Here is an 18,677-nt window from a genome sequence, read left to right as displayed (position 1 = left end):
AAGGATTCTCCTTTTTGACATCCATCGGGTCGTGCGCGCACGAGTGATGTTCGGAAGGATGCTGTGTTACGTAGCGCTTCCAGGCCCGAAGCCGACACACGTCGGCACAAGTGGCCGATTGCTACAGCTAAAGGGAGGAAGCTGGTCTGCATAAGGCAAAGACACAATTGCTCAGAGGACGGTTTGGCGCTTGATCTGGAGGGCCGTGGCCTCCCTCGGCGGTACCAGGGCAGCTTCGCGTATGCGATCAGCGAGGACCCGGTACATGTTGTATTTCTTCAGGACGAGCTCACGAGCCTCTGCGATGTCGCCCTGACGCTCCTTCCATAGCTCGGAAGCCGAAATGTCGCGGATCATGTCAAAGACCTTGGGATCTTCCGGATCGATCCGGATCATCGATTTCGGTGGGAACCGTTTTTCGATCTCGGGATCGCCGAAATAGAACGGCATCGTCTGGCAAACGAAGCAGTCCATGAGCTTTTCAGTGAAGTAGAGCGGTGCTGCGACGTTCTCGAAGGCGATCGAGTACCGATAGGGCGCGATCGCATCCCACTTGTCGTCGATCGGGTCGAACCCCCGCCCGAAAAGGTCGAAATCGACCCGCTCGCGAAGCTTGTCGAGAAACTGCATGCGATAGCGGTGGCCCTCGAGAATGCGCAGGTTGCTGGTGACCCAGGACAGCTTCTTCTGCTTGTCCAGCGGCTCCATTGCCTCCAGTTCGCGGTACTGCCGCTTGACATGCCAAGTTCGGGTCATCACCGGGGCATGAATGTACCGCCGCTCGCGCGCGTCCCCGTCCGGCAAGGACAGATCGCATGTCACGATCGTCGAATGCGTCCCCTGGCCGCGGTGCAAGGGGCGATGTATCGCAGTCGGGGGCTCCCCTATGGCGAACCACAGGCGCTCGGGCGCGATCGTCGCGGTGACCTGCTCCTGCGCCGGCGTGTTCAGAACGAGCACAAAGTCAGGATTCTCGACTTCCTCCATGGGAGCGAACATGACGCCGTCCACCAACGGAGTGCCGTCCGGGGTCATAAAATGCAGGGAGTCGACGAAATCGCCCCAGCATTCATAGACTCCGACCTTGATCCTGGCCTCCGCCGCGGCCTTGGCATAGTCCATCGGAAAGGTCTTCGGCACGACCGGCGGCGGCGGAGCGGCCTCGATCTCGACCAGCGAGGAATCGGGGGAGTGCTGCAGGACTTTTGTGCGGAGCTTATCCTTCAGCCGCCTCATCGGTGGCAGGTTGAGGAATGCCTGCCCCCGGTCGGACTTGAGAATTCGCGGTGCAAGCCACTTATAAATGACCCGGGCGGCCAATCGCTTGGCCATCAGCTTGAGGTTCCGGGCAGTGGCCTCCAAAACGGCTATGGCGCCGTGATTGCGATAGACCACCTTGGTCCGGTGCCAAACATTGGCCAGACCGGACTCCGCCGCCGCCTCGATGATCAGCCCAAGATGCCTGCCGTCAGGCTGAAGCAGCAAGGCTTTTGCCTCATCCGCCTTCATGGCAAGCCGATGACGCTTGCCGGCTCGCAGGACTTCGCCAGTGACCTCGATCCTTTTACAATCGCGCGGCAGTTCCGCATTGTTGTCGCGAGCCTGAAGGCAGCGAGATACGAATTCGTGCACGGCCCAGGGCGGAGGCGGCTTGTTGTCGGCGCTCAGCATGAACAGATAGCGGCCACGGGCGGCCTCGATCAGCGCAGGCCAAGGCGCTCCCTCTGCGATGGGGACAAGCCGAATGTCGGCCTGGGCTCGTTTCACGATCGCCTCGATCCGAGGCAGATCCTTCTGCCTTACGGCGAGCAACACCTCGAAGGAATGGAAGGTTTGGCGGTCGTAGCCGGAGACGATTGCCCGCGCCTCCGCATCTTCCGCGACGAACCCATGGAGAATGGACAGGGCTGGCGCTTCGCCATCCAATCGCCGGGACAGAGCCGTCAGAATCTCCTCGTGGGACAGCGATGTGTTGTCGAGGAATGCCCAGGCATTGAGCTGCTCGGGTAACCGGGTATCATCCAATGCATCGACGGGATCGGCATGCCCCGAACGACGCAATCGCGCTGCATAGCGCGCAAACACACCAATCCGCACGGTCAACGACCAGTTCTGCAGATTGTGCGTGAGCGATTGCGGATGGCGACGATAGGTGTAGAGCGCGTTGGGGATGTTGGTGACGTCGTGCTTGTCCGACATCTTCAATATCCAGTCGCCATCCTCGCCGCCGAACCGGAAAACGCGGCGAAACAGGCCGGCATCTTGCGCCGCAGCGCGTGTCGCCATGATCGTCGCGCAGCACAAATAGGGGTCGGTACGCTGCCTCTCTGGGTCTGCCGGATAGCTAGTGGAGCTCTGGGGTACGAGGTTCTCGTCAGCGAAGACGATACCCGTGCCTACGGCGCCGAACTGAGGGTTCTTCTTCAGAAAATCGAGCTGACGCGCGATCCGATCCGGCGTGCTGATGTCATCGCTGTCATTCCAGGCGATATAAGCACCACGCGCAGCGCGAAGGAGATCGTTGCGCGTTGCGACGACGCCCCGGTTATGACCGGCTGAAGGCAGGATCACGATCCGCGAATCGGTGGCCGCCAGCTTGGACGCGACAGCCATCGAACCATCCGTCGAGCCATCGTCGAGCAGCAGGATCTCGAGATCGCGGTGACTTTGATTCAGGATGCTCCGAACGGTCTCCTCAAGGTACTTTTCGACATTGTAGACGGGGATCAAGACCGATACGAGGGTAGGCGATACCGCCTCGTCCTTCAGCAGAGCCTTGGTCTCCATTGTCCTTCTCCGAAATCCCAGTCAGCAGCGCCGGCCTGCTGGGCCGTAGCTTCACTCGATACGTCAATTGATTACCGCAAAAAACCAGCTCCTTCATTTTGCGGGAGCTGGTTGGGAGACGGTCGTGCCGACGCAGAAGGCAAGCACAGAGTTACGTGGCGGGGCGCTTGTAGCACACCGCCTCAGCATCACAAGGCTTGAGACCAAGGCTGATGTCGGAAGATCGAATGTAGGATCTGGCACCGGGGAGAGAGGGCATTTAGTAGCTCGTCCTTAGTGTGTACCAGGCTGGGTCAAGGCTCTCATCAGGGCTTGCCAAGACGTATCTTGCCGGAGGCGCGTCTCGCGCTGCCGAATGTGAGTTGGGCTGAGTCGATGTCGCTGCCGGTCGTTTCCGTAGTCATTCCAGTTTACAATCGTCCCTTAACGGCAACCAAGGCGTTGCGGTCGGCCTTGGCGCAGGCCGGCGTTTCGCTGGAGGTGGTGCTCGTCGACGATGCGTCCGATCCCATCTTCGCCCTTCCGGACGATCTAGCAGCCGATCCGCGTGTCAATCTGGTTCGCCATGACATCAACGCCGGGGCGGCGGCGGCTCGCAACACGGGTGTTGCGGCTGCCCGTGGGGAATGGATCGCCTTCCTCGATTCCGACGACGAGTTCATGCAGGGCAAGCTCGCGTCGCAGCTCGCGATCGCCGATGGCGAGGCCCCCCTCACGGTGATCGCCAGCGCCTTTCGCTATTCTCGAGAACGGGGTAGCGACGATATGCTCCCCATCGAAAGCGCCGCCCTTGCGGATTTCTGCGCTGGCTGCTGGCATTGCCCGGGGTCGACCGCGTTGATTTCCCGAAGGGCGTTCGCGCAGATCGGCCCTCTGGATACCAGCTTGCGGCGCCTGGAGGACCTCGACTGGTTCATCCGCCTAGCCAGGGCCGGGGGAGCATTGAAGGTCGCGCCGCATCTGGGAGCCCGGATCAATGTCGGCGCCAACGCCACGGTCGCGAATGTCGACGAGGCCGCGAACCTGATCGCGCTCAAATTCGGGCTCGATGACCCGCGCCCGAACATGCCGGCGAGCGCGCGTCGCAATCTGGCTGCTTACCTCGCGCTCGAGCGAGCGGCGGCGCGCTTCAAGTCCGGACGCCGAATTGCCGGGGGCATTTGGATGCTTAGATCGCTGTGGTACCGACCACGGCTCACATTGCATCTGAAAAAATGGTGGAGTTCATTCCCGTCCGGCGATCCCGAGCGGAGTGGGGCGCCTGATGCCCATGGGGCCTGAAGTTCGAGCATTTCCGCCTCGCGAAGGTTGACGGAAGCGCTCTTTCGGAAGCCGCGTGTTTTTCCAACGGGTTTCCACTTCTGCTGAGCTCGAAATGACAAAGAGCCTTCGGCGAGCGGCCGAAAGCTCGATGCTGCTGGATTGTCCTGGGATCGTCGGATCGATCCGAGAACCACTTCCTGTCATGCGCCCGGACCACGGATTGCCGCAACTCGGAAGAAGGGCGGAGGCTCAGGTTGCCTTTCAAGCCCTTATGGCACCTCCGCTGCCGAAGTTCGGTGCGAGCTCAAAAGGAGCGGAGGCCAGCAGCGGATCAGTATCGATATGAACTTTCAGCTCCAGATGAGACTTTGCTCGCGACAGCATCGTACCGGCGGCCGGCATGTCCCGACAGTTGATGCGATCGGCGACGGTGCATCCGACAGATTCAAAATAATCGTGATATTTCGTTCCGTCTCCGCCGATCTTGTCGCCGAACTCGACCCAGGCGGCAGGAATTCCATAGGCATGTGCAGCGATAACGCCATGCAGCGAACTGGAAAGGATCATCTCGCAGCTTGCGATCGCATCGACGACGCGCTCGGGCGTGTCGAGGATATCAATGACCCGGATCGAGGCGTCGGTATTGCGATAGCGCTGATAGACGACCTTCTGGTCGACATAGTGTGGAATCAGGCCGACCTTGTGCCGGACTTCCGTGACGGGCCGATAGATGCGCGGCATAAGAAGCGCGGGATCACCAAACACATCCGGGCACTTGCATCCGCATTCCAGCGCGCGCTTGCGCGAGCGGGGGCCTCGCACCGCCCGAATCGTCGCCAAGGGGTTCACGGCATCGCCGACGTTGCCGAGGCCCGGGCCCCACGCGATCGTCGTTTCATTGCACCAGCCCAGGATCGTACCGATCGAAACGACCTTTGTCTCGGCATCCAAGATGTCGGTGAAGACGACGCCGTCCTTGGCGATACGCGAAAGAATATAATGATTGAGATTGTCGCCGAAATTGTGGTTCGGCATCCAAAACGCGCGTACCATTTGTAAGCATCTCCAAGTTTGGATTTCTGAGCGTCAGGCAAGAATATTGCTTCTTAGGCAGCCTTGCTGCGGAAAGGACGACGACCTTCTGGTCTTGTTGCCTGCATGCCTACTTGGGCGAGCGTCGTTTTAGAGAGCCCCGCGATTGAGTTCTTCACAAAGCCGCAAAGGGCGTCACGCTCGAGCTTATGCGGGGCAGGGGGCTGACCGATCTGAAGCGATCCAGCCTAGTCCCCTCGAAGAGCCCCGCCGAAAAGAGGGTGAGCGGGCAGTGTCTTGGCGTCGTCCAAGTTCGCCCATGTCAGGACGACTTCCGGGCGTCCAGGAAGCTGTCGTAGGCCAGCTTGAGGCCCTCGACGAGCGGCACCGAAGCCCGCCACCCGAGTTTCTCCATCTTCGATACGTCGACCAGCTTGCGCGGCGTTCCGTCAGGGCGGCTTGCATCGTAGCGGATCTGACCGCGGTAACCCACCACCTCGGCCACCAACGTCGCGAAATCCTTGATCGCGATATCCTCGCCAGTACCGATGTTCAGGATCTCCGCTCCTGAATAGCGCGTCATCGCGAAAACGCAGGCGTCGGCCATCTCGTCGACATAGAGAAATTCGCGCCGTGGGGTGCCGGTTCCCCACACGACGACCTCCGGAGCCTCCGCCAGCTTCGCTTCGTGGAAACGCCGCAACAACGCCGCAACGACGTGGCTGTGCTCGGGGTCGTAGTTGTCGCCCGGACCATAGAGATTGGTGGGCATGACGGAGATGAAGTCCGCCCCATACTGCGCCCGGTAGGTCTCGCAGAGCTTGATCCCCGCAATCTTGGCGATCGCATAGGGCTCGTTCGTCTGCTCCAGAGGGCCGGTAAGAAGGGAATCTTCGCTCAATGGCTGAGGCGCGAGCCTAGGGTAGATGCAGGTCGACCCCAGGAACATCAATTTCTCGACGCCGAGCGTATGGGCGGTGTGAATGATGTTGGCTGCGATGATCAGGTTGTCGTAGAGGAACTCCGCGCGCAGCGTATCGTTGGCGACGATACCGCCGACTTTCGCTGCGGCCAGGAAAATCACCTCCGGACGCTCGCGCGTCATCCATGTTCGGACCGATGCCTGGTCCCTGAGATCGAGTTCGCCCCGCCCGGCCGTGATGACCTGGCACTGCTCGCGTTCGAGGCGGCGAAGCAGCGCGGAGCCGACCATTCCGCGGTGGCCTGCGACCCAGACCCGTTTGGAGGCGAGGGAAAAGATCTCAGGCGACATCGGCGGCGTCTTTCCGGGCAGCGGCGAGGTCGCTCTCCATCATTTCGCTGACCAGTTGATGGAACGGCGTCGTGGGCGACCAGCCAAGTTCAGCCTTGGCCTTGGACGCATCGCCGAGCAGCAGATCGACTTCCGTCGGGCGGAAGTACCGCGGCTCGATCCTGACCAGGACATTGCCGGTCGCGGAGTCGATACCGGTCTCGTTCACTCCCTCGCCGCGCCAGGTGATGTTGCGATCGACATGGGAAAAGGCGAGTTCGACGAACTCGCGCACCGATCTGGTCTCGCCGGTTGCCAGAACATAATCGCCAGGCTCGTCCCGCTGCAGGATGCGCCACATGCCCTCGACATAGTCGCGGGCGTGGCCCCAATCGCGCCGAGCGTCGAGGTTGCCGAGATAGAGGCAGCTTTCCAGCCCGACCGAGATGCGCGCCACGGCACGGGTGATCTTGCGGGTGACGAACGTCTCGCCGCGGATCGGGCTTTCGTGGTTGAACAAGATGCCGTTCGAGGCGTGCATGCCATAGGCTTCACGGTAGTTGACCGTGATCCAGTAGCCATACAGCTTGGCGACGGCATAGGGGCTGCGCGGATAGAACGGCGTAGTCTCTCGCTGCGGCGTCTCCTGCACGAGACCGTACAGCTCGGACGTCGAGGCTTGGTAGAAGCGTGTCCGCTTCTCCATCCCGAGGATGCGGATGGCTTCCAGCAGTCGCAGAGGCCCGATCGCGTCGGCGTTGGCTGTGTATTCCGGGCTTTCGAATGACACGGCAACGTGGCTTTGCGCTGCGAGATTGTAAATTTCGCTCGGCTGCGTCTGCTGCAAGAGCCGGATCAGGTTCGTCGAGTCAGTCATGTCCCCGTAGTGAAGGACAAAGCGGGGATCCTGGATCTCGTGCGGATCGGCATAGAGATGGTCGATGCGTTGGGTGTTGAACGATGACGACCGCCGCTTGATGCCGTGAACCTCATATCCCTTCGACAGCAGCAGCTCAGCCAGGTAGGCGCCATCCTGGCCGGTGATGCCCGTTATCAACGCGCGTCTTGTCATGGCTAACTCCAAATCCGTCTATGCCAGGGCTCGTTTCACCCTGCTATTTGGCGAAACCGGCCGAGCGCCTTGACCGCAGGCGCCACGCTGATGCCGGCGAAGGCTACCGTGCGGTGCCTGCATATCCCGGGAACTGCTTCCGGTGCAGGCGTCCGAACGAAATGCGGCCGATCAACTCACGATCTCGGAGCGTCTGCAGAAGATAAAGTCGTAGTCGATAAAGATCGACGGTTGCGGGCTGAAGCTATTGACCGTGAAGACCAGCGTGTACCCTAAATTTTCCAGGTAGGACACGATGGCTCCGACGCTGCCTTGTCCCGCGTAGAGGTCGACGCTCGAGACTTCGACCTGAACGAGCTTGAAGGACTCGACGAAACGTCCTGCCGAACGCAGAACACGCTCTTCGAAGCCCTGAACGTCCAGCTTGAGCATCACTCGGCGTTCCGGATCGCTGAGAGCCTCTCCGAACATATCGTCAACGCGCCGGACCTCGATATCTTCCGGTTCGCCGAGAGTATTGGCAGAGGCGAAAGTCGTCAGATGCTCGGTCTGCGCCAGGAGCGAGGAAGTTCCGCCGTGGCCGCCGCCGACGAAAATCTGAGCCGGCCCCGGCTCGTCGCCAAGCGCCAGATTATAGGCGCTCCATCCAGGATAGTAGTGCAGATGGGAGTTCAAAACGTCAAAATAACGCTTTACTGGCTCAAAGGAATGAATCTGGCCCTTGAAGCCGGCATAGCCGTAAACAGTCGAGGCGTACTGGCCCGAGTGGGCTCCCGCATCGATGATCGTGTCGATCCGGAAACGGCGGATGATGTTTCCGAGGTGCGCAAGGAATTGATAGGCAATGACCCGCTGGTTGACCACGTCCAGTGTCATTTCCGGGCGATGCTCGAGCGCATCGGCAAGGTCGACACCGAAGCGTTCCGGAGTCGAGGAGACGAGAAGATCTGCCAGGGCCGACTGCTTGTGATGCCGATGATCATCGCTCGGCCGGCCGGCGAGTTTGCGCACCACTCGTCCTATCAATGACAACTCGCTCAACCCTTCATTCCTTCGGTCATGTCGCTTGATCGCATCGTGCCGCGATCTTCCATCAAACCAGCGGCATCGCCATCGCATGTGCTCCCAAGTTTCGCAACATTCTTAACCGCGACTCCCGGCTGGATCGATGTTGTCTGAGGATGGTCTGCTTCAGGCGCTGCGGCTGATCTTTGACGTGCGAACCGTGGGTGCGAAGGTTGGTCCTTTCCTGGTGCCGTCCTGCTCGGGCGCCCGGCATCGGAGGCAGGAATGGAGCCGAGCTTCTGATCTTCTCGTCTCGATGGGTCTGTAAGCAGTTGCCTGGCCGGGCCGCGTCCTGATCGCTCTGCATTGCGGCGGCTGCCCCCGCCCCAGGTGCGACACGGGCCGGGCCAAAGAGCTGCCTCAAAAAGAGCTGCCTCAAGGCGAGGGGAGGCGCTTCTCGGGGGCAACGGAACGCTGCGGATCGGATCGCTGACGATATTTGCCTGCGAGGGACGCGCCTCGTCAGCCACTGCGTATATCGCAAGCATTTCACGAGCTTTTGGCGGAAGGGGTGGGATTCGAACCCACGGTGGGCTTGCACCCACGGCGGTTTTCAAGACCGCTGCCTTAAACCACTCGGCCACCCTTCCGGCGCACCGTCATTGCCGGTCCCTGCCGATTTTTGCAAGCCGCATGCGGCGAGGTTGCGATAATCAGTTATCGGTCCCCAGAAAATACGCGTAATATCAGAGGTTTATGATGGCGTTGCGGTCTCGTTGCAAGGCTGGGCCGGCAAGCGGATTCAAGCGTTGCAGGCTTGTCACGCTCCACCGAAAAATGGCGCCGGGGTGGTCGCCGATTGACAGTTGCCGCATTTTCGACACCTTTGTGCCCGCCCAAAGGCTGGGCTGGGCTGGGCTTCCGTTGACGGTGGCGCGTACGCGCTTCCGCCGCTTAACGATCCCTTAATGGAATTGGTCGAAAACTGCGACCTTGCCACTGATGGTGGCTTGGGCGGCGTAGCGTTTTCGGCGCGACGAACAGGAATGCGGCATGATGCGAGGCACGAGCGCACCGGCGGTGGCCATCCCCCTGACCGACTCCGGCGACGCCCCTCGCGCTTCTGCTTCCTTGGCCACGGCGACCCGTCTTGGCTGCGTCGTGCTCGCCGGCCTGTTCCTGGCGAACTGCGCCAATGACCAGGTCGCCCGCCGCGGCAAGTCGAAAGAGATCGGCGCTTTTCCGTCTTCCAAATACGGCCCCGCCAGCGCTCGCGTCGTCGAGGAGGGGCAGCCGGTGCCAAAGGGCGGCGGCCGCGAGCTGATCGGGCGCAGCTATACGGTCGCCGGCAAGCGCTACACTCCTTACGAAAAGCCGGTTGGCTATACAGCAGTCGGCACCGCCTCCTGGTATGGCGAGGCCTTCCACGGCCGTCGCACCGCCAATGGCGAAGTCTATGACCGCATGAGCATCAGCGCCGCGCATCCGACCATGCCGCTGCCGGCCTATGCCCGCGTCACGAACATGACCAACAGCCGCTCGATCATTGTGCGCGTCAACGATCGCGGTCCGTTCCATGGCGGCCGCGTCATGGACGTTTCGCAGAAGACCGCCGATGCACTGGCCTTCCGGCACCTGGGCACGGCGCGCGTCAAGATCGAGTATCTCGGCCAGGCCTCGCTGGCCGGCTCCGACGACAACATGCTGCTCGCCTCGCTGCGCACCGACGGCTCTGCCGCTTCGATCCCGGGCCAGAGCAGCCGCACGATGATCGCGAGCGCTTCGCAGCGGGTCGATCTCGGCCGCTCAGCCGGACCGGATCTTGACGACGAAGCTGCAAGGCCGGCACCTCCGCCGGCGCCCGCCCGGGCGGAGCCCGCTCCGGCTCCGATCGCGGCCCAGCCCGTCGTGCAGGCCTATGCCCCCGAGCAGCCGCGCACCATCGCCGCGCAGAGCCCGATCGTCGCCACTGTCGCGTCGACCTCGTCCGCGGAGGGCGTGCCGGTCCGTGGTATCCGCCTGCCGCCGTCCCGGCCCTTCGATCTCGGCGCCACCGCCAATGCTGGCAAGCTGGTTCCGGTCTTGCGTCCGAATCTCGTGACCGCCCCCAAGCCGGTGCCGCGCACGGCCAGCCTGGTCACCGCTCCCGAGAAGACCTCGGGTATCCGCCTCGCCAAGAGCCAGCCGCTCTCCGCCGGGCTGAAGCTGCAGACGCAGCAGCCGCTGGCCCGGAATTGATTCCAATCCGGGCTTGACCGCCCGGACCGGCGCATCATCTGATCTCGATATGACGCAAGGTCGATCAGGGATGGCGCGCGCCTACTGTCCGGTTTGGAGCAAGGTTCTTGCCGTCTGCGTGGCCCTGCTGGTGCTGGCGCCGGGCCTTGTCCGCGCGCAGGCGTTCCAATCGGCCGCGCCCTATGCGGTCCTGCTCGATTCTGCCAGCGGCGCCGTGCTCTACGAGAAGGCCGCCGATGAGCTGATGGTGCCGGCGAGCATGGCCAAGCTCGGTACTGCGCTGGTCGCCTTCCAGGAGATCGCTGCCGGCAAGATGACGCTGGAGACCGAGATCTCGATCTCCGAGAACGCCTGGCGCAAGGGCGGCGGCGTCTCCGGCGGCTCGACCATGTTCGCCATCGTCCACAGCCGCGTGAAGCTCGGCGACCTCCTGCAAGGCCTGATCGTGCAGTCCGGCAATGACGCCGCGATCGCGCTGGCCGAGGCGGTGGCCGGCGACGAGGCCAGCTTCGCCAGGATCATGACCGAGCGCGTCCACGCGCTCGGGCTGACCAAGTCGCAGTTCCGCAACGCCACCGGCATGGCCGACCCGCAGCAGAAGGTGACGGCGCGCGAGCTCGCTCTGCTCGCCGACCACATCATCAAGACCTATCCGGAGCTCTACAAGATCTTCGGCCAGCGCGACTTCACCTGGAACAAGATCAAGCAGAGCAACCGCAACCCGCTGCTCGCCATGGACATCGGCGCCGACGGCCTCAAGACCGGCAATATCGACGAGACCGGCTATGGCCTCGTCGGCTCGGCCTTGCAGAAGGGCCAGCGGCTGATCGTCGTGGTCAACGGCCTGAAGAATGCCCGCGACCGCGCCAGCGAAGCCCGCAAGCTGCTCGAATGGGGCTTTCGTTCCTTCGAGCAGAAGCAGGTCTTCGCCGAAGGCGAGAGCGTCGGCGAGGCCAGCGTCTTCGGCGGCGAGAAGGGGCGGGTCGCGCTGAAGGCTAAGGGAGCGGTCAACCTGCTGGTGCCGCGCGGCAGCAGCGAGCGCCTCGCCGCCCGCATCGTCTATCGCGGTCCGTTGCAGGCGCCGGTGGCGGAGGGCGCGGAGATCGGCCGCCTGTTGGTGATGCGCGGCGAGATCAAGACGCTCGATATCCCGCTCTATGCGGCGGAGAGCGTCGCGGTCGGCAGCTTGCAGCAGCGGGCGCTCGATGCGCTGATGGAGGCCGCGACCGGCTGGGTCCGCAAGGCCCTGAAGCGGAGCTGAGCGTGGCCAGAGCGAAGGCGCGGCCCGCACCGGGGCATTTCATCACGCTCGAAGGCGGGGAGGGGGCCGGCAAGTCGACCCTCGCCAAGGCGCTCGCGGCCCGGCTGGAGGCGCATGGCCTCACCGTCGATCTGACGCGCGAGCCCGGCGGCTCGCCCAAGGCCGAGCGCATCCGCGAGGCCCTGCTCACTGGGCGGATCAAGCCCTATGGCGCCTTCGCCGAGGCGCTGATGTTCCAGGCCGCCCGCATCGACCATGTCGACAGCCGGATCAGGCCGGCGCTCAAGCGTGGCGCCTGGGTGATCTGCGACCGCTTCATCGATTCGACCCGCGTCTACCAGGGCACGCTCGGCGAGATCGCCATGGACAAGCTCGCGGCCCTTGAAGCCGTCGCGATCGCCGGCCTGATGCCGGAGCTGACCTTCATCCTCGACCTCGCGCCCGAGACCGGCCTTGCCCGCGCAGCACGCCGTCGCCAGCCGGGCGAGGCGACAGACCGTTTCGAGAGCGAAACGATCAGCTTCCACCGTCGCCTGCGCCAGGGCTTTCTCGATATCGCCGCCAACGAGCCGCAGCGTTGCGTCGTGCTCGACGCCAGCCTCCCGCCGGAGACGCTGGCCGATACCGCCTGGGAAGCGCTTTCCAGCCGGCTGCCCTTGCCGCAGATTGCGCCGGCATGATCGAATCGAGCAACGAACCCGACCGCCTGCCGAACGCCCCGCATCCGCGCGAGACGCTGGCGCTGATCGGCCATCAGCGCCAGGAGGACGCCCTCCTGACGGCGCTGCGCTCCGGCCGCATGCACCATGCCTGGCTGCTCGGTGGCCCGGAGGGCGTCGGCAAGGCGAGCTTCGCCTATCGCGCCGCCCGTTTCATGCTCGCTGAGGGCGATCCGCTGCGCCGGGCGGAAGCCGCCCGAGACCTCGCCATGCCGGAGACGGACGGCGCCACCCGCAAGATCGCGGCGCAGTCGCATCCCGACCTCCACCTCCTGCGGCGCATCGCCAAGCCGGACGGCAAGAGCTTCACCAGCAATATCCCGGTCGATCTGGTGCGCCGGATCATCGACCGCTTCGGCTCCAGCGCAGGCGAGGGCGGCTGGCGCGTCGCCATCGTCGATTCCACCGAGGATCTCGACCGGCCGGGCGCCAACGCCCTGCTGAAGCTGCTGGAGGAGCCGCCGCCGCGCTGCCTCTTCCTGATCGTCGCGCATGCGCCCGGCCGCGTGCTGCCGACGATCCGGTCGCGCTGCCGGCTGCTCTCCTTCGAGCCACTCGGCGAAAGCGATGTCGCGCAGGCCGGCGCGATCGCGCTGGAGCGCATGCGCCTGCCTTATGACACCTCGGCGCTCGGGCGTGCCGCAGCCTTGTCAGAAGGCTCGGTCAAGCGGGCGCTGACCTATGTCGATCCGGAGACGCTGGCGCTGGTCGAGGCGGTGCGGGCGCGGCTCGACGCCTTGCCCTCCGTCGATCTCACCGCACTGCTGGCGCTCGGCGAGGATGTCGCGGGCAGGGCGGGCGAAGCCGATTTCGCCGTCATGATCGAGACGGTGCAGGGCTGGCTCGGCGCCCATCTCCATGCGCATGCCGCCGCCGGGCCCGCCCGGCTTGCGCCCCTCGCGGAGGTATGGGAGAGACTTGCACGCGCCGCGAACGAGGTCGAAACCTATAATCTCGATCGCCGCCCCCTCGTCATGTCGCTGTTTCACGATCTGTCGGAGGCGGTTTCCCGTTCGCGCGCGGCCTGACAACGACACGAACCCGGACAGACCATGGCCTCGGCCCCGAAGTTCTATCTGACGACCGCGATCCACTACACCAACGGCCCGCCGCATATCGGCCACGCCTATGAGATGGTGTCGGCGGACGCGATCGCCCGCTTCAAGCGCCTCGACGGCTACGACGTCTTCGCCATGACCGGCACCGACGAGCATGGCCAGAAGGTGCAGCGCACCGCCGCGCAGAACGGGCTCTCGCCGAAGGACTTCGTCGACGGCATCGCCATGCGCTTTGAGGAGATGGAGCAGCGGCTCGGCTGCTCCTTCGACCGCTTCATCCGCACCACCGACGCCGACCACCTGCCCTCGACGCAGGAGCTCTGGCGCCGGATGGAGGCCAATGGCGACATCTATCTCGCCAAGTACTCCGGCTGGTATTCGGTCCGGGACGAGGCCTTCTATGGCGAGGAGGAGACCACCCTCCAGCCTGACGGCACGCGCCTGGGCGGGCAGGGCACGCCGGTCGAATGGGTCGAGGAGGAGAGCTATTTCTTCCGCCTCAAGGCCTATCAGGACAAGCTGCTCGCGCTCTATCGAGACGTGCCGGACTTCGTCTCGCCGGAGACGCGCCGCAACGAGATCGTCTCCTTCGTCCAGGGTGGCCTGGAGGATCTCTCGATCAGCCGCACCACCTTCGACTGGGGCCTGCCGGTTCCGGGCGATCCGAAGCATGTAATGTATGTCTGGGTCGACGCGCTCAACAACTACGTCACCGGCTGCGGCTTCCCGGACGAAAGCAACCCGTGCTGGCACTACTGGCCAGCCGATGTCCACATCATCGGCAAGGACATCGTGCGCTTCCACACGGTCTACTGGCCGGCCTTCCTGATGTCGGCGGGCTTGCCGCTGCCGAAGCGCGTCTTCGGCCACGGCTTCCTGCTGAACAAGGGCGCCAAGATGTCGAAATCGGTCGGCAATGTCGTCGACCCGTTCGCGCTCGCCGATATCTACGGCGTCGACCAGCTGCGCTATTTCTTCCTGCGCGAGGTCTCCTTCGGCCAGGACGGCAACTATAGCCACGAGGCGATCGTCGGCCGCATCAACGCCGACCTCGCCAATGATCTCGGCAATCTGGCGCAGCGCTCGCTGTCGATGATCGCCAAGAACTGCGAGGGCAAGGTGCCGCCGGCTGGCACGCTGACGGAAGGCGATCGCGCCATGCTGGCGCAGGCCGATGGGCTTCTGGCGAAGACGCGCGCCGCCATGCAGGATTTCGCCCTGCACGTCGTGTTGGCGGACATCTGGGCCGTGGTTGCGGAGGCCAATCGCTATTTCGCCAACAACGAGCCGTGGAAGCTCTCCAAGAGCGACCCGGCCCGGCGCGATACCGTGCTCTACGTCACGATCGAGACGATCCGGCAGGTCGCGATCCTCACCCAACCGGTGATGCCGCAGGCCATGGCCAAGCTGCTCGATTTGCTGGCGGTTCCGGCCGAAGCGCGCAACTTCGCCGCGCTCGGCGAGGTCGGCCGCCTGACCTCGGGCACCGCCCTGCCGGCGCCGAGCGCGGTCTTCCCGCGCTATGTGGAGCCGGAAGGCAGCGAGACCGCCTGATGCTGATCGATACGCATTGCCATCTCGATTTCTCGGATTTCGCCGAGGATATCGCGTCTTATGTCGGCCGCGCCGAAGCGGCCGGCGTCGGCCGGATGGTGACGATCTCGACCCGCGTCGCGCGTTTTGACGCCTATGCGGCGCTGGCCGAGCGCTTCCCGTCGGTCTGGTGCTCGGTCGGGACACATCCGCACGGCGCTCATGAGGAGCTCGACGTCACCGCGGAGCAGCTGGTCGAATTGTCGCGCCATCCGCGATGCGTCGCCATCGGTGAAGCCGGGCTCGACTATCACTACGACAAGAGCCCGCGCGAGGCGCAGGAGCAGGGCCTGCGCACCCATATCGCTGCCGCCCGCGAGACCCAGTTGCCGCTGGTGATCCACTCGCGCGAGGCGGACGAGGACATGGCGGCGATCCTGCGCGAGGAAATGGGGAAGGGCGCTTTCCCCGCCATCCTGCACTGCTTCACCGCCGGCGAGATGCTAGCCCGCACCGGCGTCGAGCTCGGGCTCTACGTCTCCTTCTCCGGCATCCTGACCTTCAAGACGTCGCAGGCGCTCCGGGATATCGCCCGTGACATCCCGCCGGAGCATCTGCTGGTCGAGACCGACGCGCCCTACCTCGCTCCCACGCCATATCGCGGCAAGCGCAACGAACCGTCCTATGTCGTTGAGACTGCGAAGGTTCTGGCCGAGGTCAAGGGTGTGTCCTTCGACGAGATCGCCAGGATCACGACGGAGAACGCCAGGCGCTGCTACTGGAAGATGGACCACGCCGCGCCCGTGGCGCGGGTGGCCTGAGGCCTGCGTCGCCGCATGAGCCTGACCGTCACCATTCTCGGCTGCGGCTCATCTGGCGGCGTGCCGCGGCCGGGCTCCGGCTGGGGTGCCTGCGATCCGGCCGAACCGAAGAACCGGCGCCGGCGCTGCTCGATCCTGGTCGAGCGCCAAGGCCCGGGCGGCACGACGAGCGTGCTGATCGACACCACGCCGGATTTGCGCGAGCAGTTGCTTTCGGCCGAGATCGACCGGCTCGATGCGACACTGTTCAGCCATGACCATGCCGACCACACCCACGGCATCGACGACCTGCGCGCGCTCGTCCTGCACATGCGCAAGCGCATCCCGGTCCATGCCGATGCCGTGACCGGCGCGACGCTGCGCCAGCGCTTCGGTTATCTGTTCGAGACGCCGCCCGGCAGCCTCTATCCGCCGATCCTCGATCTCGTATCGCTCGCGGCCGGCGAACCGCTCACGATCAACGGCGCTGGCGGACCGATCGAGACGCTACCGTTCCGGCTCGAGCACGGCCCGAACTATGACGCGCTCGGTTTCCGCTTCGGCTCGCTCGGCTATGCCCCGGATGTCAGTGCGATCCCGCCGGAGTCACTGCCGGCGATGAGCGGGCTCGACATGCTCGTCCTCGACTGCCTGCGTGAATCGCCGCATCCCAGCCACTTCAATCTGGAGCAGTCGCTGGAGGCGATCGCGCAGCTGAAACCGCGCCGCGCGATCCTGACCAACCTCCATGTCGATCTCGATTATGCCAGCCTGGCCAAGCGCTTGCCGGACAACATTGAACCGGCCTTCGATGGGATGCAGCTGACGATCGAGGGGTGAAACCTCAGTCGGTGTTTTGACAGTGCGTTCTGCTCGAGGCGCTTCCGAGCATCTATTTAAGTTCCATAATATGTCTTATGCGAATCAAATTGATCTCCATGTCATGCTCCCTCCGGCCGTTCGACGGTTCACTGCACGGCTTCCGAACAACGGAATATGCCGCCCATCAGCGCGCCTCTTGCCCTTGCGTTTGCCAAGAGAAAGGCCCCGCCTTTGCCGGCGGGGCCTTCGCCGATCAGCAGGCCCGGCATTCGAACGGTTGGACCTGCACCTGGCCCTGCTGAACGACGATCCGTTCGGCCGCGCCGTTGGGCTTGACCCGGATCACGCCGTCATCGTCGCATTCGTCGAGGAAATAAGCCGGGAGCCCGGCGCGTAGCGCCTTCTCGATCGATCGCCTGCGGAATTGCTTCAACTTCTCATGGTCCATGGTGAGCTCCGTTGAGCCGATGGTGCCCTTTGACCGGGATTTGGGGCGATGCGCGCATTCTTCAAGCCTGCGGCGACCATCGCCTCCGATCGGGCTGGCGTGAGCACGACCTCTGCCCGACAACTGGCGTCGGCCGATCATCAGGCCGACTTTAGGACGGAGGGCATCCCGATACGGCGACGGCGAGCGAGATCAGCTCGCGCGTGCGGGCGTCGAGATGCGTGGTCTTCGCAGCCCCGCCGGCAAGCGCGGCATAGCCGCGAAGCGCTTCCGGCGCGGCCTTGCCGAAATCGCCGACGCGGCCCTTCAGCTCGGCGCGATAAGTAGTCCAGTCCAGCCACCACGCGCTGCGACGGCTGCATCACCTCCCATGTCGATGCGGCCATCAAGGTGGGCGTCAGCCGCGAGGAGATCGCCGAGGCGCTCGGGGTCGCGATCGCGATGAACGCCGGCGCAGCGCTGGTCTATTCGGCGCGGACGCTCGATTGCTTCGAGCAGATGACAGCCCCCGCCCCCGCTGCGGCGGAGTAGGATCGCTCTTCCCCGAAAGGAGCCGCCGCCTGCCTCCGATGGGCTCATGCGAGCGCCACATTGCCGTGACAGATTGATCGGGAGGCGCGGAACGCCGGCTGGCGTTTCGTCGTTTCCTCGTCGACCGCAACGGAACCAGGAGGACAAGATGAGTCATACTGGCAAGGCCGAGCGCGAGATCCGCAAGATCGCCTATGCGCTCTGGATGGAGGAAGGACAGCCGGAAGGCCGCGACCACGAGCATTGGGAAGCGGCGAAGGCGATCTGGACTTTCCGCAACCGCAGCGAGGAGATCGTCGATCACGGTGCCGAGGACGAGCTCAAGGGCGAGCGTGCCCGCCGGCGCGAGCAGGAGTGGCTGTCCTGATCACAATACCGCAGGGCTGTTCGCCGCAGCCCTGCCATTCCCGATCGGCATGATTGCAGCCGCAGACGAGCGGCTGCTGTGCTTCCATATTGGGCTCGAAGCAGCGCCATCCCTGCCACCCGGCGCCTGTGGAGACGAGCGATGACGCAGCATATGGGAGCCGGCCGGGCCATGGTCGTCGAGCGGCCCGAGAGTGGGCGCTTCGAGCTCGACTTCCCTGGCGGACAGGCCTTCGCCACGTGCCCAGGCGGCGACGAAGGAGCAGCGCGGCACGACACGCCGCCCGCTGGCGCGCGCAATCTCGAAGATGCCTTCGGCCAGCTGCGAGCCGAGGCCGCGCCCGTTGAAGGCCGGCGGTACTTCGGTATGGGTCACGACGATGCGGTCGCCGTCGCTGCGACACGCCGCCATCCCGATTACGGCGACGTGCTGGCTTGAGCGCCCTCGCCCGTTCGATCGCCGCAGACGCTTGCCTCGCGCCCGCCGATC

At 64.1% G+C, this 18,677-nt stretch carries 17 protein-coding genes, 1 tRNA gene and 1 pseudogene; 10 read left to right on the top strand and 9 right to left on the bottom strand.

Translation table 11 applies throughout. From position 1 onward, the window contains the following. Positions 1–171 precede the first annotated feature (171 nt). Complete coding sequence (locus tag ACQKLX_RS00930) at positions 172–2,787, bottom strand: glycosyltransferase (protein ID WP_427358648.1); 2,616 nt, start codon at positions 2,785–2,787, stop codon at positions 172–174. 375 nt (positions 2,788–3,162) lie between these two features. Between ACQKLX_RS00930 and ACQKLX_RS00925 the strand changes: the two genes are divergently transcribed. After that, entirely contained in the window at positions 3,163–4,068 is a 906-nt protein-coding gene (locus ACQKLX_RS00925; RefSeq protein WP_427358646.1) for a glycosyltransferase family 2 protein, read from the top strand. 243 nt (positions 4,069–4,311) lie between these two features. Here the strand turns inward: ACQKLX_RS00925 and ACQKLX_RS00920 are convergent, their stop codons facing one another. The 5 genes from ACQKLX_RS00920 to ACQKLX_RS00900 form a co-directional block, all read right to left on the bottom strand. Further along, positions 4,312–5,103, bottom strand: coding sequence for a polysaccharide pyruvyl transferase family protein (locus tag ACQKLX_RS00920; RefSeq protein WP_427358645.1), 792 nt, complete (start codon positions 5,101–5,103; stop codon positions 4,312–4,314). Positions 5,104–5,404: 301 nt separating this feature from the next. After that, positions 5,405–6,355 carry a GDP-L-fucose synthase gene (gene fcl, locus ACQKLX_RS00915; RefSeq protein WP_427358643.1) on the bottom strand — a complete coding sequence of 317 codons (951 nt, stop codon included), beginning with the start codon at positions 6,353–6,355 and terminating at the stop codon, positions 5,405–5,407. Continuing rightward, positions 6,345–7,406: a GDP-mannose 4,6-dehydratase gene (gene gmd, locus ACQKLX_RS00910; protein WP_427358642.1), complete on the bottom strand. Its 1,062-nt coding sequence runs from the start codon at positions 7,404–7,406 to the stop codon at positions 6,345–6,347. Before gmd ends, fcl begins: the two co-directional genes overlap by 11 nt. A 171-nt stretch (positions 7,407–7,577) precedes the next feature. Next, positions 7,578–8,417 (bottom strand): FkbM family methyltransferase, encoded by an 840-nt coding sequence (locus tag ACQKLX_RS00905; protein ID WP_427358640.1) that lies wholly within the window; start codon positions 8,415–8,417, stop codon positions 7,578–7,580. A 554-nt stretch (positions 8,418–8,971) separates the two neighbouring features. After that, positions 8,972–9,061, bottom strand: a tRNA-Ser gene (locus ACQKLX_RS00900). A gap of 481 nt (positions 9,062–9,542) precedes the next feature. Between ACQKLX_RS00900 and ACQKLX_RS00895 the strand changes: the two genes are divergently transcribed. The 7 genes from ACQKLX_RS00895 to ACQKLX_RS00865 all read left to right on the top strand — a co-directional run bounded on the left by ACQKLX_RS00895 (position 9,543) and on the right by ACQKLX_RS00865 (position 16,860). Continuing rightward, on the top strand, positions 9,543–10,649 hold the full coding sequence (locus tag ACQKLX_RS00895) for a septal ring lytic transglycosylase RlpA family protein (protein ID WP_427358638.1): 1,107 nt from the start codon (positions 9,543–9,545) through the stop codon (positions 10,647–10,649). A gap of 70 nt (positions 10,650–10,719) precedes the next feature. After that, positions 10,720–11,910 (top strand): D-alanyl-D-alanine carboxypeptidase family protein, encoded by a 1,191-nt coding sequence (locus tag ACQKLX_RS00890; RefSeq protein WP_427358637.1) that lies wholly within the window; start codon positions 10,720–10,722, stop codon positions 11,908–11,910. Between the two features lie 2 nt (positions 11,911–11,912). Beyond that, positions 11,913–12,590, top strand: coding sequence for a dTMP kinase (gene tmk / locus ACQKLX_RS00885; protein WP_427358635.1), 678 nt, complete (start codon positions 11,913–11,915; stop codon positions 12,588–12,590). After that, on the top strand, positions 12,587–13,657 hold the full coding sequence (locus ACQKLX_RS00880) for a DNA polymerase III subunit delta' (protein WP_427358634.1): 1,071 nt from the start codon (positions 12,587–12,589) through the stop codon (positions 13,655–13,657). The genes tmk and ACQKLX_RS00880 overlap by 4 nt, the downstream gene beginning before the upstream one ends. A 24-nt stretch (positions 13,658–13,681) precedes the next feature. Continuing rightward, on the top strand, positions 13,682–15,241 hold the full coding sequence (gene metG, locus ACQKLX_RS00875; RefSeq protein WP_427358632.1) for a methionine--tRNA ligase: 1,560 nt from the start codon (positions 13,682–13,684) through the stop codon (positions 15,239–15,241). After that, entirely contained in the window at positions 15,241–16,041 is an 801-nt protein-coding gene (locus ACQKLX_RS00870; protein WP_427358630.1) for a TatD family hydrolase, read from the top strand. The genes metG and ACQKLX_RS00870 overlap by 1 nt, the downstream gene beginning before the upstream one ends. A 15-nt stretch (positions 16,042–16,056) precedes the next feature. Continuing rightward, positions 16,057–16,860, top strand: a complete 804-nt coding sequence (locus ACQKLX_RS00865) for an MBL fold metallo-hydrolase (RefSeq protein ID WP_427358628.1) — start codon at positions 16,057–16,059, stop codon at positions 16,858–16,860. A 235-nt stretch (positions 16,861–17,095) separates the two neighbouring features. Here ACQKLX_RS00865 and ACQKLX_RS00860 read toward each other — a convergent pair whose 3' ends face one another. Then, positions 17,096–17,431 (bottom strand): hypothetical protein, encoded by a 336-nt coding sequence (locus tag ACQKLX_RS00860; protein WP_427358626.1) that lies wholly within the window; start codon positions 17,429–17,431, stop codon positions 17,096–17,098. 10 nt (positions 17,432–17,441) lie between these two features. Then, positions 17,442–17,600, bottom strand: coding sequence for a carboxymuconolactone decarboxylase family protein (locus ACQKLX_RS00855; RefSeq protein ID WP_427359255.1), 159 nt, complete (start codon positions 17,598–17,600; stop codon positions 17,442–17,444). A 29-nt stretch (positions 17,601–17,629) separates the two neighbouring features. Between ACQKLX_RS00855 and ACQKLX_RS00850 the strand changes: the two are divergent. Further along, positions 17,630–17,821 (top strand): annotated as a pseudogene (locus ACQKLX_RS00850) (carboxymuconolactone decarboxylase family protein); the annotation flags it as partial. A 148-nt stretch (positions 17,822–17,969) separates the two neighbouring features. Next, the gene (locus tag ACQKLX_RS00845; RefSeq protein ID WP_427358624.1) at positions 17,970–18,188 is read left to right on the top strand and encodes a DUF2934 domain-containing protein; all 219 of its coding nucleotides are present in this window, start codon (positions 17,970–17,972) and stop codon (positions 18,186–18,188) included. Here the strand turns inward: ACQKLX_RS00845 and ACQKLX_RS00840 are convergent, their stop codons facing one another. After that, complete coding sequence (locus tag ACQKLX_RS00840) at positions 18,189–18,599, bottom strand: GNAT family N-acetyltransferase (protein ID WP_427358622.1); 411 nt, start codon at positions 18,597–18,599, stop codon at positions 18,189–18,191. Positions 18,600–18,677 lie beyond the last annotated feature (78 nt).

Source organism: Allobosea sp. NPDC003192 (assembly GCF_050275675.1).
In the GTDB taxonomy this organism is placed as follows: domain Bacteria; phylum Pseudomonadota; class Alphaproteobacteria; order Rhizobiales; family Beijerinckiaceae; genus Allobosea.
The sequence above is the reverse complement of the archived record's forward strand: the minus strand, read 5'-3'. Positions and strand labels throughout refer to the sequence as shown.

Bases quoted from the DNA above. Each gene is read 5' to 3' on its own strand.
- ACQKLX_RS00930 (WP_427358648.1), bottom strand. From the start codon at position 2,787: ATGGAGACCAAGGCTCTGCTGAAGGACGAGGCGGTATCGCCTACCCTC.
- ACQKLX_RS00925 (WP_427358646.1), top strand. From the start codon at position 3,163: ATGTCGCTGCCGGTCGTTTCCGTAGTCATTCCAGTTTACAATCGTCCC.
- ACQKLX_RS00920 (WP_427358645.1), bottom strand. From the start codon at position 5,103: ATGGTACGCGCGTTTTGGATGCCGAACCACAATTTCGGCGACAATCTC.
- fcl (WP_427358643.1), bottom strand. From the start codon at position 6,355: ATGTCGCCTGAGATCTTTTCCCTCGCCTCCAAACGGGTCTGGGTCGCA.
- gmd (WP_427358642.1), bottom strand. From the start codon at position 7,406: ATGACAAGACGCGCGTTGATAACGGGCATCACCGGCCAGGATGGCGCC.
- ACQKLX_RS00890 (WP_427358637.1), top strand. From the start codon at position 10,720: ATGGCGCGCGCCTACTGTCCGGTTTGGAGCAAGGTTCTTGCCGTCTGC.
- ACQKLX_RS00880 (WP_427358634.1), top strand. From the start codon at position 12,587: ATGATCGAATCGAGCAACGAACCCGACCGCCTGCCGAACGCCCCGCAT.
- metG (WP_427358632.1), top strand. From the start codon at position 13,682: ATGGCCTCGGCCCCGAAGTTCTATCTGACGACCGCGATCCACTACACC.
- ACQKLX_RS00870 (WP_427358630.1), top strand. From the start codon at position 15,241: ATGCTGATCGATACGCATTGCCATCTCGATTTCTCGGATTTCGCCGAG.
- ACQKLX_RS00865 (WP_427358628.1), top strand. From the start codon at position 16,057: ATGAGCCTGACCGTCACCATTCTCGGCTGCGGCTCATCTGGCGGCGTG.
- ACQKLX_RS00860 (WP_427358626.1), bottom strand. From the start codon at position 17,431: ATGATCGGCCGACGCCAGTTGTCGGGCAGAGGTCGTGCTCACGCCAGC.
- ACQKLX_RS00845 (WP_427358624.1), top strand. From the start codon at position 17,970: ATGAGTCATACTGGCAAGGCCGAGCGCGAGATCCGCAAGATCGCCTAT.
- ACQKLX_RS00840 (WP_427358622.1), bottom strand. From the start codon at position 18,599: ATGGCGGCGTGTCGCAGCGACGGCGACCGCATCGTCGTGACCCATACC.